This is a genomic window from Corynebacterium sp. CCUG 69979 (assembly GCF_024454095.1).
Lineage (GTDB): Bacteria > Actinomycetota > Actinomycetes > Mycobacteriales > Mycobacteriaceae > Corynebacterium > Corynebacterium genitalium.
In genome coordinates this window covers 37,970-53,087 of sequence record NZ_JAGPZA010000013.1, presented here as the reverse complement: position 1 = coordinate 53,087, position 15,118 = coordinate 37,970, and the positions used below count along the sequence as shown (strand labels likewise).

14 protein-coding genes are annotated in these 15,118 nt (G+C 64.5%); 4 read left to right on the top strand and 10 right to left on the bottom strand.

Annotation, left to right across the window (positions count from 1 at the left end; translation table 11 throughout):
* Nucleotides 1-185: 185 nt before the first annotated feature.
* The gene (locus KBX18_RS08435) at nt 186-1,076 is read left to right on the top strand and encodes an endonuclease domain-containing protein (RefSeq protein WP_255995631.1); all 891 of its coding nucleotides are present in this window, start codon (nt 186-188) and stop codon (nt 1,074-1,076) included.
* Between the two features lie 4 nt (nt 1,077-1,080).
* Here KBX18_RS08435 and KBX18_RS08430 read toward each other — a convergent pair whose 3' ends face one another.
* Genes KBX18_RS08430 through KBX18_RS08415 form a run of 4 tightly spaced genes read right to left on the bottom strand, consistent with a single transcriptional unit; the run spans nt 1,081 to nt 5,129 of the window.
* A complete protein-coding gene (locus KBX18_RS08430; protein WP_255995630.1) occupies nt 1,081-2,760 on the bottom strand; it encodes a phospholipase D-like domain-containing protein in 1,680 nt (559 codons plus the stop codon).
* Nucleotides 2,757-3,539, bottom strand: coding sequence for an exodeoxyribonuclease III (locus tag KBX18_RS08425; RefSeq protein WP_255995629.1), 783 nt, complete (start codon nt 3,537-3,539; stop codon nt 2,757-2,759). Before KBX18_RS08425 ends, KBX18_RS08430 begins: the two co-directional genes overlap by 4 nt.
* 5 nt (nt 3,540-3,544) lie before the next feature.
* Nucleotides 3,545-4,549 carry a GNAT family N-acetyltransferase gene (locus tag KBX18_RS08420; protein WP_255995628.1) on the bottom strand — a complete coding sequence of 335 codons (1,005 nt, stop codon included), beginning with the start codon at nt 4,547-4,549 and terminating at the stop codon, nt 3,545-3,547.
* A gap of 10 nt (nt 4,550-4,559) precedes the next feature.
* Complete coding sequence (locus tag KBX18_RS08415; protein ID WP_255995627.1) at nt 4,560-5,129, bottom strand: peptide deformylase; 570 nt, start codon at nt 5,127-5,129, stop codon at nt 4,560-4,562.
* Between the two features lie 22 nt (nt 5,130-5,151).
* On the opposite strand from KBX18_RS08415, the gene KBX18_RS08410 reads away from it, so the two are divergent.
* The 3 genes from KBX18_RS08410 (at nt 5,152) to KBX18_RS08400 (ending at nt 8,346) form a co-directional block, all read left to right on the top strand.
* Nucleotides 5,152-5,379: a DUF3263 domain-containing protein gene (locus KBX18_RS08410; RefSeq protein ID WP_005288412.1), complete on the top strand. Its 228-nt coding sequence runs from the start codon at nt 5,152-5,154 to the stop codon at nt 5,377-5,379.
* A gap of 427 nt (nt 5,380-5,806) precedes the next feature.
* A complete protein-coding gene (locus KBX18_RS11900; protein WP_255995626.1) occupies nt 5,807-6,976 on the top strand; it encodes a LytR C-terminal domain-containing protein in 1,170 nt (389 codons plus the stop codon).
* A gap of 248 nt (nt 6,977-7,224) precedes the next feature.
* On the top strand, nt 7,225-8,346 hold the full coding sequence (locus tag KBX18_RS08400; protein ID WP_255995647.1) for a glutamate--cysteine ligase: 1,122 nt from the start codon (nt 7,225-7,227) through the stop codon (nt 8,344-8,346).
* Here KBX18_RS08400 and KBX18_RS08395 read toward each other — a convergent pair.
* Genes KBX18_RS08395 through KBX18_RS08370 form a run of 6 tightly spaced genes read right to left on the bottom strand, consistent with a single transcriptional unit; the run spans nt 8,343 to nt 14,920 of the window.
* Nucleotides 8,343-8,708 carry a monovalent cation/H(+) antiporter subunit G gene (locus KBX18_RS08395; RefSeq protein WP_005288420.1) on the bottom strand — a complete coding sequence of 122 codons (366 nt, stop codon included), beginning with the start codon at nt 8,706-8,708 and terminating at the stop codon, nt 8,343-8,345. The genes KBX18_RS08400 and KBX18_RS08395 overlap by 4 nt on opposite strands.
* Nucleotides 8,708-8,986 (bottom strand): monovalent cation/H+ antiporter complex subunit F, encoded by a 279-nt coding sequence (locus KBX18_RS08390; RefSeq protein ID WP_255995625.1) that lies wholly within the window; start codon nt 8,984-8,986, stop codon nt 8,708-8,710. Before KBX18_RS08390 ends, KBX18_RS08395 begins: the two co-directional genes overlap by 1 nt.
* Before the next feature lie 6 nt (nt 8,987-8,992).
* Entirely contained in the window at nt 8,993-9,511 is a 519-nt protein-coding gene (locus KBX18_RS08385) for a Na+/H+ antiporter subunit E (RefSeq protein WP_255995624.1), read from the bottom strand.
* Nucleotides 9,511-11,385 (bottom strand): Na+/H+ antiporter subunit D, encoded by a 1,875-nt coding sequence (locus KBX18_RS08380; protein WP_255995623.1) that lies wholly within the window; start codon nt 11,383-11,385, stop codon nt 9,511-9,513. Before KBX18_RS08380 ends, KBX18_RS08385 begins: the two co-directional genes overlap by 1 nt.
* Nucleotides 11,375-11,869, bottom strand: a complete 495-nt coding sequence (locus KBX18_RS08375) for a Na(+)/H(+) antiporter subunit C (RefSeq protein ID WP_255995622.1) — start codon at nt 11,867-11,869, stop codon at nt 11,375-11,377. Before KBX18_RS08375 ends, KBX18_RS08380 begins: the two co-directional genes overlap by 11 nt.
* A complete protein-coding gene (locus tag KBX18_RS08370; protein ID WP_255995621.1) occupies nt 11,870-14,920 on the bottom strand; it encodes a Na+/H+ antiporter subunit A in 3,051 nt (1,016 codons plus the stop codon).
* Between the last annotated feature and the right edge of the window lie 198 nt (nt 14,921-15,118).

Here is a 15,118-nt window from a genome sequence, read left to right as displayed (position 1 = left end):
CCACGTCGCCCGCACCCAATAGAACCCGCCACTGTCAACCCCTTCGCTCACCGCAGTGCGCACAACTGGGAACTCCACCCCGAATCTATCCACAGGTCAGTAGTGACACGTCATCAAACAGTGGTTCTCCACAGAGCGGGGAGCACGCGATAGACGGCCGGCTGGATTCGGTGCACCGTAGCGGTATGCACGCAGACTTGCCCATGCTCAACCAGCTCCTCATACCCATCGGTCACAAGACCCCGCCCGCGCTGCAAGCTCGTTTCGATTCGGGCGATCTCTACCGCCTTGCAAGCCGCCGGGCGGTTCAAACCCAGAAACTGGTGAACCTCAAGGAGCATCAGCGCCGCATTCTTTTCGCTTTGGCTGTGGGGCAGTCGGCCCGCTCGTCGTACTTGATTGGCGAGTCCGCTGCCGCCCTCCACGGCATATGGTTGCTGCAGAACAGCCGAGCGCGGGTGGAGTTGGCGACGCGCAGTGGGGCACTCCCTCCCCGAAAGCAGTGGCCGCGTGGCAGTGTGTTCCGGAAAGTCAAGACCAGCCCGGATGGCATTGTCACGCTTCTGGGCGTCGACCTTCTGGACCCAGTTTCTACCTGGCTCGATATCGCGTGCACTCAGGGTTTTGAGGCCGGCTTGGTCGCAGCGGACTACCTACTTGCGAATGGTTTCGAGAGCGTCGAGTTAATGGACAAGCTTGTCGACGCCAGCCCCTGCCGCGGCATTTGCATCGCTCGGGACAGTCTGGAGCATGCGATCAACAATTCCCAATCCGCTGGCGAGAGTTTCGCCCGCGCCCTTCTCATCCAGGCGGGCATCGGCCCGCTGACTCCGCAGGCGCAGGTCCTCGGCCCCTATAGCGTGGATTTACTCATCGGTGAGTGGCTCATTGTCGAGGTGGATGGCGACGTGAAGTACAAAGACGATCCGGTCACAGCAACGGAGCGTGAACGCACTCGCCAGAAGCGGATCGAGCGGCTCGGCTATCGGTTCTTGCGCTATAAGCCATCGGAGATTGAGGAGGATCCCGCCGGTTTCATCGCGGAGGTGCGCCGTGCTCTTGCGCAGGTTGCTTAGGCGTCTATTGCAGCGCGGACGTCAGCTTCATCACGTTGTCGATGTACCTGCGCGACCAGGGCCGCTTCTTCCACTCGTCGAGCGTGAGCTGCCGCGACACGGACAGGTACGCCGACGCGAGGTCGCACAGGTCGGTGATCAGCGGCCCTTGCAGGATGAACAGGCTGTTTTCGTAGTTCAGCGAGAACGAGCGCATGTCCATGTTGGACGAGCCCATGATCGCGATCTCGTTCAGGTGCGCGGCGTCGGGCGCCCGTTGCGCATTTCCGCTTGTCGACGCCTCCGACCCAGCACCCCCCTCATGCCCCGCATGGTCGGCCCCACTCGTAGCGGCGTGAGCTTCGACCGATGCGCCGCGCGGCAGGTCAGCCGATTCTGTAGGGGTTTTGGCAACATCCCCCGCCCGGGCAGTGCCTGGCTTTGGCTCGCCTGCGTCCGGATAGGTCAGCGCGACGGGGTCCGCGATGGCGAACTTGGTGTGCAGCACGTAGGGGGCGGGGAACTGCCAGATGTGCACGCCGGCTTCCAGAAGCTGCTGGTAGTAGGCGGATTGAGCGTGGTTGACCATGAACTGGTCGGCTTTCTCGCCGACGAGGAGGTCGACGCGCACGCCGCGGTAGCAGGCGGTCGTGATGGCTTCGAGCATGGAATCGTCGGGCACGAAGTAGGGGGAGCAGAGAATGAGCCGGTGGCGGGCGTGGTGGATCAAGGTGTTGAACATCCGCAGGTTCGGCTCGGTGGTGTAACCGGGGCCGGAGGGGATGAGCTGGAGGACGTTCTGGTCTTCGAGGGTGGCGGGGTCCGGGTCGTGCGGGGCGGAGATCTCGAGGATCTCGCCGGCTTCGGTGTACCAATCGACGGCGAACATGGACTCGAGCGAGGCGACGATCGGCCCGGTGAGCTCCACAAACGCATCGACCCATTGGCGGCCGTGCTTGACGTGGCCGGGCATGAGGTACGTCCGGTCGATGAGGTTGAACGACCCCATGAACGCGACCTCATCATCAATGACCATGAGTTTGCGGTGGTTGCGCAGGTCCGGCCGGCGGAATTTGCCGCGCAGCGGCTGCAGCGGCAGCATCATGTGCCACTCGATCCCAGCCTCCGTCATCCGCCGTTTGAATGTGCGGAAGTCGGGGTACTTCCAGGAGCCGATGTGGTCGAACAGAACCCGGACTTTCACGCCGCGCGCGACTGCCCGCTCCATCGCCTCCCACACTTGCCCGGTCGTCTTGTCCCAGGCCATGGCATAAATCTCGACGTGCACGTGCGAGGTCGCCCCGTCGATCGTCGAGGCCAACCGTCGCATTGTCGCCGAATAGTCGGACCAGAGGTGCTTGACGTGGCCGTCCAGCGCTGGGAAGCCCGTCAAGGTCCGGTTGAGGTGGGCCATCGTCGCCACCTCGCCGGATACTGATGCGGCGGAGGGGTAGTCGGGGAAGGAGGTGTGGACGTCGTTAAGCATCGCGTTGGCCTCCCGCTGAATGCGGTGACGCCGCCGCGACAGAAATGTCGAGCCGAGGAAGAAATAAATCGGCAGCCCGAGGAACGGAATGAGCAGGATGACCAGCAGCCACGCGTTCGCGCTGGACGGTTTGCGGTTTTCCGGGATGACGCCGATGACGGCGAATTTAATGGTGTAGTCAATCACCATCAGTATGAGTTGCCACGTGGCGAGGCTCATCGGACCTCATCCAACTGCAGCCGCGTCAGGTCGTAATCCACGACGACGGGTGCGTGGTCGCTCGCGCCCTTGCCCTCACGCTCATGCGTATCGACGAATCCAGCCCCCTCCAACCCCGACAACTGGAAATCAATGAGCATCCCCTCGCCTTTTTGGAAGCGCATGCCCTTGTAATCCCAGTAGGAGTAGGGCTCGGGGTGGGTGGCTTGGTTCAGGCCGGCCTCGAGCAGGGCTTCGAAGGCGGCGCGCTCCGGCTCGGTGACGTGGGTTTTTCCCTCGAAGAAGGCGCGGTCCCAGACGTCTTTGTCGGTCGGGGCGATGTTGTAGTCGCCGCAGAAGACCTGGGGTGTGGAGGGGTCGATCTGCTCGGCGAGGCGCCAGAGGAACTCGAGTTTGTAGTCGTAGTGGCGGTCGCCGATCTCGCGGCCGTTGGGGACGTAGAGGCTCCACACTTCGACGCCGCCGCAGGTCGCGGCGACGGCGCGGGCCTCGCGGTCCTGCGGGGCGTCGGGTTCCTTGTTGAAGCCTGGCTGGCCGTCGAACCCGTCGCGCACGTTCTCGAGCCCGACGCGGGAGATGATCGCCACACCGTTCCACTGGTGGTAGCCGACGTGCGCGACCTCGTACCCTGCGGCCTCAAACGCCGAGTAGGGGAACTTGTCGTCGGAGCACTTCGTTTCCTGCATGGCCAGGACGTCGACATCGTTGCGCTCCAGAAAGGCGACGGCCCGGTCGACCCGGGTACGTACCGAGTTGATGTTCCATGTAGCTACTCGCATGCGATCTACCCTAGCCGGGCGTAGCGGTGGCGGTGGTGCTCGGTGAAGCCCAGCTTGTCGTAAAGGCCGATGCCCGCGTCGTTGGACGCCAGGACCTGGAGGTACGCCGCGTCGGCCCCGCGCCGCGCACCCCACTCGAGCATGCGCCCACCCAGCAGTGTGCCCAGCCCGCGCCTGCGGTACTCCGGCGCGACTTCGACCGCAGAGTAACCGAGCCAGGCGCAGCCGTCATCAGACTCGGTGATCGTGCCGCGGGTGACCGCGATGACGTTGGCCTGCGTGTCGAGGAGGGAGCCGAACCCCATCTCCCCCTCAATCCCGTCACGCAACTCTGCCAGGGCTTCCGGCGGCAACGGCTGGCCGCGGAAGTGGTACATCGACAGCCAGTCGTCGGAGGGCTGGGTGTCGATGCGGAACGTGAACTCGCTGGCGAGCGCGCCGGGCTCGGTCTCCCCGTCTTCGCCGGCGAGCTCACGCGTCATCGTGATGATCTCCGGCCCGAGCTCCCAGCCCGCACCACCCGCACCCTGTTCACGTGCGACCAAGTCGGCCGCCGGCTTGCCGATGCGCTCCGGAATCAACAACTGCACCGGCATCCCCCGCTCGGCATAGAACGCAGTGATCTCGGCGAGCGGAACCGGTTGAAAACCAGCCGAATGCCCGATCGGGGTTGCCGAGTTGGAGCGTTCGGCGATGGAGGAACCGGAGCGGGTGAGCCAGCCGTCGATAAGCATGCGCTCTTGGCCGGGGAACGCGCGGGCGTACGCGGTTTCGACGGCGCGGATGTCGGAATTGCGGATGCGGCGCGGGCTGAGGCGGCGGAGGACCAGGATGTCCTCGGCCGGGATGGTCAGCGCTTCCGCCTCGGACGGCAGCCCGCCGACTTTCTGCGGGCGGATGACCAGCGGGTCGAGCGCCTCGATGTGGCCGATGACGTCCGTGGCGTGGTTGCCGAAGCGGCGGCGCACCACCACCCGGTCGCCCGGGGAGAGGGGTTCAGCGCGGAACACTAGTGCTCTTCTAGTGCCCGAACGGGTCCTCGTCGGTGCCCGGCAGCCACGTGTTGCCGGCCTCAGTCCACCCGTTCGCCTTCACCGCGCGCTTCGCCTCGCGCTTGTACCGGCCGGTGAGAACGTCCAGGTACACGTACCCGTCCAGGTGGCCGACCTCATGCTGCAGGCAGCGCGCGAAGAAACCGGTGCCCTCGACCTCGACTGGGTCGCCGTTCTCGTCGAGGCCGGTGACCTTCGCCCACTCGGCGCGCGCCGTCGGGAAGGACTCGCCGGGGACGGAAAGGCAACCTTCGTCGTCTTCGCCGTCATCCTTTGGCATCGTCTTCGGGATATCGCTGGTCTCCAGCACCGGATTGATCACCGTGCCGCGGCGCATCGTATCGCCATCTGGGCAGTGGTACACGAACAAGCGCTTATTCACGCCGATCTGATTCGCGGCCAGCCCCACGCCGTTGGCCGCGTCCATCGTCTCGTGCATGTCGGCGATGAGCTCTTTGAGCTCCGCGACCGGCTCAGTGACAGGCTCGGTCGGCGCGTGCAGGACGGGGTCACCGTGTATGACAATCGGTCGGATCATGGCGACCAGTATAGTTTCGCGCATGGACCCCACCGACCTGACCATCCTCGACTTCGCGGACCGCGCGCCCCGCAGCCTCGGCGCGCGCGAAGAAGCCATCCGGGTTGAGCTGGGCATGTCGCCGTTCAGGTACTACCAAAAGCTCAACACGCTTATCGACGACCCCACCGCCCTCTCCCACAACCCCCAACTCATCCGCAGACTCCAGAGGCTGCGCGACGCCCGCGCCCTCGGCCGCGACGCAGGGTAGGGGTTCGCGGGCCTGGCTGGTGGGCCGGGCTGGTGTGGTGGTCTTGGCTGGCCCGCGCTGGCGAGCTCGCCTGGCCAGCCCTCGCAGTTCGCGCTGCAAAAGTTTACAAACCCGATTTCGGTTTGCTGCCTGAAAATGCTCTTACCTGCAGTGATATTTCCAGAGCGACATCGAGTTCGTCATCTTTTGCACAAGCGCCTACGGGGAACGCATTCTACACTGTGTCTGAGCTGCGTTCGGGGTTTCAGTGGCAGTGTGTTGCGGAAAAGTTGACGAGCTCGAGGTGCCTGTATGACACCAAAACTCGCTCACCAGCTGTTTCGGTTCTAGGCGAAAATCGGGTTTGTCAACTTTTCTGCAAAGCGCATTGAAAGAGTCGGCGCGTCGCAAACCTTTCGAGACAAAAGAGACAACTAGGGTGACTGCTGTGACTAATGTGAACTCTGGTAAACCTGGCACCTTCGATCGTTCGTCGAACCTTTACTCCGACCGGTACGACGAAATTTCCGACGGCTCCTTCGGCGAAGCCTACGAGGAGTACTACGACACCCCTCTAGAACCGGACGCGCCGGCTACTCCGGCTGAGCGCGCATCTTCGGGCGGTAGGCACCGCCGCCGCGACGAGGACGATTATGACTTCGGCGCCTCGGCTGGAGCAGTAAGCGCGGCTGGCGCTGCTGGCACCGTTGGTGTAGCGGGTGCGAGCGCGTACACCAGCGGTGACCTCCACACCCGTGACGCTACTTACGGCGACACCGTTTATAGCGACCGCGGATACGGCAGCCGCGATTACGTCGATGATTACTCCGACGGCGAGTACGCCGAGGCAGAGTACCCGGAGGCAGAGTACGCAGACGGTTACGCTGCTGACGAGTACGTCGACCAGTACGAGGACGCGTATGACGATCGGACGGTGATGGTGCCGGCGGTGCGGGCGTCGAGAAGCGAAAGGGCAGGTAGCTCCGCTGTCGCCGCAGGTAGTGTGCCTAAGCGTGGCCTCGCGATGATCCTGATTGCCGTTGCCGCGCTGCTCGGACTGTGGGGCCTCTACGCGATGATGCAGAAGGACAATTCCGGCGACGTCGCGCAGGAGCAGACCCCGGAGCAGGTGCAGAACGCGAACGGCCAGAACAGCTCGAACGTGCAGAGCGGCCACGACGGCAACGAGCTGGATCCAGCTGCGCAGAACGACAGCCGGCAGAACGCGAGTAATGAGAGCGCCCAGACCAACCAGGCCGACAACCGCACTCCGGAAGGCGCTGCGCCGGCGGCCAGCGGCCAGGCGATGACGGCTGAGAACGAGACGATCAACGTCTACAACAACTCCACCGTCCCGAACCTCGCGGCCGAGGTGTCTGACCAGCTCAAGGGGCAGGGTGTGCAGGTCGGCGAGGTCGGCAACATTGGTGAGCAGCAGGCCGTCTTCGAGCAGAACACCGTCTTCTTCGACCCGGCTACCCCGGGTGCGGAGGAGCGGGCGCGGGTGCTGGCGGACCGGGTTGGGGGCGTCGCTAAGGCGAACGACCCGACCGTGCCGAGCGAAGCGAACAACCCTGGTTCCCTGACGCTGGTTCTGACCGGCCCGGTGAACCTCTAGCCGACAAAGTTCACGAAAACCGGCCTTGTGGCGGCACCCGACCGCACGAAAGGCCGGTTTTGTCGTTTTAGTATCGCCTTCTACTGAGTTCGCTAAGATCCGACCTGGGAAAATGCTGCTGAAATCCGCCAGAAGGCGATATTAAAATTGTAAAACCGCCCCGCATGACGTATTCAGAAACAATGCAGCCCAACGCGAACACCGCGAGCAACGCGAACCCCACGCACAACCCCGCCGCCCACTCCGTTATGGACCCGTTCCGCGATTTCAACCGCTCGGAGGGCCCGTCGTTGGGCGTGGAGTGGGAGATTGGTGTGATTGATCCGGCCACCCGCGACCTGGTGGCGCGGGGCCCGGAGGTGATCCAGGCGGTGGACGATCGCTGGCCGGATGTGCACCTGGAGAAGGAGTTTCTGCAGAACACGGTCGAGCTGGTCACCCCGGTGTGCCGCAATACGGCGGAGGCGATCGAGTATCTTCGCGCGACGAAGGACAAGATTCAGGCCGTCACGGACGAGAAGAACTTGCAGTTGTGGGCGAGCGGCGGCCACCCGTTCTCGGATTTCCGCGAGCAGGCGGTGGGGGATAAGCCGACGTACCAGGAGATCATTAACCGCACGCAGTACTGGGGCCAGCAGATGTTGCTGTGGGGTACGCACGTTCACGTGGGCATTCGGCATGAGGAGCGGGTGTGGCCGATCATCAACGCGATCATGACGAAGTACCCGCATTTGCTGGCGGTTAGCGCGGCGAGCCCGGCGTGGGAGGGCCTGGACACGGGGTACGCGTCGAACCGCACGATGCTGTACCAGCAGCTCCCCACCGCGGGCATGCCGTACCAGTTCCAAAATTGGTCGGAGTGGGTGCAGTTCATGCGCGACCAGACCACCTCGGGCGTCACGTCGCACACCGGCTCAATGCATTTCGACGTTCGCCCGGCGGCGAAGTGGGGCACCATCGAGGTGCGGATTTCGGACGCGTCGCCAACCCTCCGCGAGCTCGCAGCGGTTGTCGCGCTCACTCACTGTCTGGTGATGCACTACGACGCCATGCTTGACGACGGCCGCGACCTGCCCACCCTCCAACCCTGGCACGTCGCAGAAAACAAATGGAGGGGCGCTCGTTATGGCCTGGAGGCCGAGGTGATCACGAGTCGTGCGACGGATGAGCGCCTCGTCACCGATGAGCTGTATGACATGGTCGAGGAGCTCCAGCCGGTGGCGCAGCGTTTGGGGTGCGTTGATGAGCTGAATCTGGTGCCGGGGATCATCGAGCAGGGCGCGGCGTATCAGCGTCAGCGCGCGATCTACGAGCGGACGGGGGACTGGCGCGACGTGGTCGACGCCACGGTTGCTGAGCTGCGCGGCTAGTACTTCGCGGGGTTCTCGTTGACGGCGATCTGGTCGTCGCCGCCGTAGAGGGCTTCGCGGCGGGAGACGCGGCCGAGGCGCTGCGCCGTGACCGGGTTTGTCATGAGGGCGAAGAGAAGCAGGAGGAAGAGCATTCCGATGTCGCCGCGCTGGCCGGGCCCGAAGCTGTCGGAGCCGGTGAGGCGGAAGATGACGCCGATGATCACCAGCACCAGCCCCACGGTCTGGGGTTTGGTGACAGCGTGAATGCGGGCGAGGGTGTTGCCGAAGCGGGCGATGCCGACGGAGGCGAAGAAGACCTGCAGGGCGCCGAAGCTGATGAAGATGAGCGACAGGACGTCGGAGATGAATTCCCAGGTCATTAGAGCGCACCGTCCCTCTTGCGGAAGCGGGCCACCGACAGGGAGCCGATGAAGCCTAACAGGGCGACGACGAACATCGCATTGACCACGGTCGTATCGAGGGTCCAGCAGATGTAGGTGGCCACCGCGCACTGGAGTGAGGCGACAACGCCGTCCATGGCGATGACCCGGTCGAGCGAGTTGGGGCCGACCACGAGGCGCCAGGTGGTGATGAAGAACCCGGCGACAAGGAACGCGGCCGCGACGGCCAGCACGGAGTTGTAAATCATGTCGTCCATGGCGGATCAGTGGGCCTTTCTCTTCTCGAAGATGGCGATCATAGAGGCCTCCAGCTCCTTGACGTCATGGAGGGCCTTGTCGATTGCTTGCTGGGATCCGGCGTTGAGCACGTGGATGGTCCAGATGCGGTTGGCCAGGTCGATATCGGTGACGCAGCCGCCGGGCTGGAGGTTGTAGGCGCAAGTGGCGAAGTAGAGTTGCAGCTCCGACCCCAGGCGCATGGGCACCTTGAAAATGCCGCTCTTCGGCGGGTCAGCGGGCCGGATGGCGAGCCACGACACCTGGATGGCGGCGGTGAAGAGCTGGCCGACCCAGCGGATACCGAACTTGCTCAGCTCCCAGAAGTCGATGCTGATGCCGCCGGTGGGCAGCGGCGGCAGGGGCAGCAGCACGGTGATCAGGATGCCTAAAGCGAGGCCGGCGACGACGTTGCCCCAGCTCAGTTCACCCATGAGCAGGATCCACGTGAGGGTCAGCCAGACGATGAACCAGGGACGGAAGCGGCTGCGGAATCTTTGCATCATTAGTCCTCTGCCTCCCCGACGACGGAAGATTTTTCACGCTCGGGGCGCACCCCGCCGGTGGCCTTTTCCTGTTCAAACGAGGCGTTGGTGCCGCCGTTATCAGCCCGTGCACCCGTGTCGGCCGGCGAGGGAACAGGCTCGGTGGAGACCCCAGCGTCGGGGGTGCGGATGTCGTGGCGCCGCTGGTCGATGGTGTCGGAGCCGTCGTCAAGCCGGTCTTGGTCAAGGGTGCGCGAGGGATTCGACCAGTCGTCGCCGAGCACAGCGGTGCGGTAGATGGATTGGTCCATCGCGGAGTCGGCGGCGCGGCCGGTGATGGCGGAGATTGGGCCGGCGAGCACCGTGATGCCCACAGATGCGGCGATGAGTGTGGTGGTGGAGGCCATCATGCCAAACGGGACGCGGCCGACGTCGGAACGTTCGGAGGCGTCGACGGTGTCGTGAATGTCAGCCAGCGGGCTCACGCGCACGCTGGTCACGTTGCCTTCGGGGGCGTCGGAGCGGTCGCGCAGGAACGCCTTCGACCAGACGATCATCATGGCGTACAGGGTGAGCAGCGATGTCACCACGGCGCCGACGATGAGCACCCACGACAGCCACGTGCCGTCTTCGGCGCCGGCCTGGAGCAGCATGACTTTCCCCAGGAAGCCGGAAAACGGCGGGATGCCACCCAGGTTCAGCGCCGGGATGAAGTACAGAATCGCGATGAACGGTGCGGTGTAGAGCAGCGAGCCGAGGCGGCGCAGCTGCGAGGAGCCGACCTGGCGCTCGATCAGGCTGACCACGAGGAACAGCGAGGTCTGCACCAGAATGTGGTGGACCGCGTAGAAGATCGCGCCGTTGAGACCGTGCTGGGAGCCCAGGGCGACACCGAAGATCATGTAGCCGATGTGGCTGACCAGGGTGAACGACAAGAGGCGTTTGATGTCGTTCTGGGCCAGGGCACCCATGACACCGACAATCATCGTGGCCAGCGCGACGACCATGAGAAGGGTGTCCAGCGATCCGTCGGTGAACATGGTCACGCGCACGCGGATGATGGAGTACACGCCCACCTTGGTCAAAAGTCCGGCGAAGACGGCGGTAACCAGGGATGCGGCGGTGGGGTAGGAGTCGGGCAGCCAGGCGTCGAGGGGGAAGATCGCGGCCTTGATGCCGAAGGCGACGAGCAGGGTGGCGAAGATGGCGGCGCGGGTGCCGTCGTTAAGCTCCTCGAGGCGGATGCCTGCTTGCGCCATGTTGATCGTGCCCACGGACGCGTAGACCAGGCCGAGCGCGAACAAGAAGACCATCGATGACGCCATGGACACCATGACATAACCGATGCCGGCGCGGACACGCAGCGGGGACGCGCCCATGGTGAGCAGGACGTAGGACGCGACGAGGAAGATTTCGAAGCCGACATAGAGGTTGAACAGGTCGCCTGCCAGGAACGAGAGGTTCACGCCCATGGACAGCAGCATGTAGATGGGCAGGAAGACTTCCACGGGGTCGTTCTCGTTGCCGTCACGAATACCTTGCGAGATGGCGAACCACATCACGCAGAACAGCACGATCGCCGAGACGAACAGCATGATGCCGGAAAGACGGTCGGCGACGAAGGTGATGCCGATCGGCGCGTCCCAGCCGCCTAGCTGCACGGTCTGGATGCCTTCGATGTCGGCTACCAGAATCATCGACGCCGCGATGACGGCGAGCACCAGGAACGTGAAGAACGCGATGTTGCGCTGCAGCACGCGGTGCTTTCCGGCCAAGAGAATCAGCGCCGCGGCCAGCGCCGGGATGAGCACCGGCAGCGGGATGATGTACGGCATGTATGGCATCAGCCAGTCCACATAGGACGTGTACCACGTGTGGTCGACGTTAGCGCCCATCTTGCGCCTCCTTCACGGGTTCCTCGAAGGAGCGGGGGCCGAAGGCGTCGCCGCCGCGGGACAGGCGGCCGGTTTCGGGGTCGTCGGAAGCGTCAGCGTCCGGCGCGGCAGACGGCGTCGCGGGGCGCGCGGCAATCGCCTGGTCCTCGGCGTCGTGCTCAATCACGTCGTCGGTGCGGTAGCGGTACTGCCTGTACAGCAGCGCGAGGATGAAGGATGTCATCGCCATCGAAATCACAATCGCGGTGAGAATCATCGCCTGCGCCAACGGATCCGCAATCACATCGCCGAAAATGAAGGATTCACGCTCCTTGATCGGCGGCGACCCCGCCTGTCCGCCGGATTGCAGCAGCAGCAGGTTCGCGCCGTTGCCGATGAGCATCACGCCGAGCAGCATGCGCGTCATCGCGCGGTCCAGCATGAGGTACACGCCGCACGCGATCATCACGCCAGACGCCATGAGCAAAAATAGGTTCGCTTCCACCTACAGCTCCTTTCCGCTTATCGACGCGTGGGGCCGGCCCTCGCTGCGCTCCGCGCCGCCCCCACGAGATGTCTCGGCCTTCTTTTGTTTCTCGGCTTCCCGTTCTCGTTCGCGCTGGGCGAGGGTTTCCTCGCGGGCAGCACGCCGCCGTTCGTTCTTGCGCTGCAGGGCGCGGGCACGGTCGCGGGCGCGCTCCTTGCGCTCGTCCTCCTCGAGGTCGAGCTGGCCGCCCAGGGAATGCAGGATGTGCATGGCCAGGCCGATGACGATGGCGTACACGCCGGCGTCGAAAAGCAGGGCGCTGGGGATGGTGACCGGGCCGACGAGCGGCAGCTCCGGCTCGATGTAGCCGGAGGTCAGTGGCGGGTAGCCCATGAACATCGGGATGATCGCCGCGGCGCCGGAGAGCAGCAGGCCGGTGCCGAGGATCTTTGCCGGGTCGACCGGCAGGGCCTCTTCGAGTTCCTCGCGGCCGCCGGCGAGGTAGCGCAGCGTGAAGGCGAGGCCAGCGACAAGGCCGCCGGCGAAGCCGCCGCCGGGCGCGTTGTGGCCGGAGAAGAAGAAGTACGCCGACAGCAGGATCATCGACGGGAAGAGGATGCGGGTGACCACGTCCACCATGATCGAGCGGTTCTGCGACTTCTCCGTGTCCACGCCGGAGGCCAGCCAGCGCGGTTGCCGGGAACTCAGCGTCGGGCGGCGCGAGCTGCGCTGGAAGGACTGGGTGCGGTAGATCAGGGAGGCCACGCCGGTCGCGGCGATGACCAGGACGCTGATCTCACCGAGGGTATCGGCGGCGCGCAGGTCCACCAGCAGCACGTTCACGGTGTTGCGGCCGTGGCCGATCTCAAAGGCGAGGTCGGGCATGAACTCGGAGATCGGCGTGGCGGTGCGGGCGGACATGGCCACCATGGCCACGACCACGACGGACAGGCCGGTGCCGACGGACAGCCAGGCGCGCAGGCGGTTGTCCAAGTCCTTGCGGACATCGACGTCGGTGGGCAGCTTGCGCAGGACGAGCATGAACACGACCATGACGATCGTCTCCACAAGCACCTGCGTCAGCGCCAGGTCCGGCGCGCCGTGCAGAGCGAACATGAACGCCAGGGCGTAGCCCGTCATGCCCACCAAGATCACGATGGACAAACGGTTCCGGGCGCGGGTCGCGGCGACAGCGCAGATCATCAGAATGATCGCGGCCATGCCTTGCCAGGGGGAATCCCACAGGATCATGCGGATGTCGTTGGCGCCGCCGATGATCAGCGTGCCGATGGGCACGACCATGAGCACAGCGAAGATCGTGGCCAGGTTGATGGTCAACGATCCGCGCTGCGTGGAGGCGGTCAAGCGTAGCGACGCCTGGCGCAACGCCTTGAGCATGTTGTCCCAGAGAGCATCTGCGTCGCCCAGCGCCGGGCGGTCGAACTGGGCGCGGGCGACCAGCTGACGCTGCAGGAACATGATCGTGCCCACCAGCACAATGACGATCGTGAGCATGAGTGGCACCGTGATGCCGTGCCACAACTTCAGGTCTTCACCGGGGTCGCCGGGGAAGCGCACGTCCAGGTGCTGGTTGAACGCGTCCGACAGCGGGCCCGGGAACGGTCCGAAGATGACGGTCAGGACAGTCAGGACCGCAGGAGACAACCACTGGAGGAATTGGATGGGGTCGCGGTCGCGGACGGCGGGGGTGGAGCCGTCGATAAGCTCTGTGTCCTCGCTGAGCTCGTGCTCTTTCTTGCGGGCGAAGGCGCCCCACAAGAAGTACAGCGAGTACGCCATGGTGAGGATGGAGCCGACCACGAATGCCACGAGCATCATGTTGCGCGGCATGCCGACCAGCAGTTCCTCGTGCAGGGTCGCTTCGAGGGCGGCTTCTTTGGCGACGAAGCCCCACAGCGGCGGAATGCCCGCCATCGACGCAGCGGAGATGGTGGCCAGGATGGCGACCAGTGGTTCGCGGCGGCCCAGGCCGGACAGTTCGCGGATGTCGCGGGTGCCGGTGGTGTGGTCGATGGCGCCGACGATCATGAACAGGGCGGCTTTGAACAGCGAGTGGCTGAACACCAAGGTCAGGCCAGCCATCGTGGCGGAGGGGGAGCCGATGCCGATGACGGCGATCATGAATCCCAGCTGCGAGACGGTGCCGTAGGCGAGGATGAGTTTCAGGTCGACCTGTTTCAGAGCCATCCAGCCGCCGAGGAGCATGGTGAAGATGCCGGCCGGGATGACCACGACATGCCAGGCCGGGATGGGTGCAAAGTCGGGCGCGAGGCGGGCGATGAGGTAGACGCCAGCCTTCACCATGGCTGCGGAGTGCAAGTAGGCCGAGACCGGTGTCGGGGCGGCCATCGCGCCGGGCAGCCAGAAGTGGAACGGGGCCTGGGCGGACTTGGTCAGGGCGCCAAGGAGCAGCAGCACCACGACGGCGGAAATCCACGGGACGTCCGCCAGCTCGGTGCGGGCGGGGATTTCGGACAGCCGCCAAATGCCGGTCTGGGTGCCGAAGAGGACGATGCCCAGCAGCATGGCCAGGCCGCCGAAGGTGGTGACCAGTAGCGCCTGGTTGGCGGCGCGGCGTGACGACGCGCGCTCACCGTAGTAGGAGACCAACAGGAACGACAGCACCGACGTGATCTCCCAGAAGATGTACATGACCAGGAAGTTGTCGGAGATGACCAAGCCGTACATCGCCATGGCGAACATAGTCAGCTGGGAGCCGAAGATGCTCAGGCGGATCGGGTTCGTGTCGAAGTACCCCCAGCAGTACAGCAGCACAAGGGCACCCGCGCCGAGGATGATCAGCGAGAACAGGCCCGCGAGGGCATCGAGCCGGAACTCCAGGTTGAGATACAGCCCGGGCATCCACGGGTAGCTGGCCAGGATCTCGCCGCCATCTTTGAAGGTGCCGTCGGCGAACTGGTACACCATCCACGCGAAACCGGCCCCGGGAACCAGGGCCAGGATGCCGAAGGCGGGGCGGCCGAACGCGCGAAGCAAAAACGGGGCGGCCGCGGTGGCTGCGACGAGGGCGAAGAGCAGCGTGATCACAGGGCCTCCCAAGATTCGAATCTAGTTTTCGCACGTTTTTCCGGCGCGCTGACAGGACAGAAACACCCAGCTCAACTTGGGAAATAATGAGACCAAATCAAAAAGGCGCGTCATCGCTGGCGCGGCCAACGGGATTTACTTTACCGGTTTATTGCCGCGGCCGTAATCCGGGGGTTCGACGTGGATTCGAGGATATCG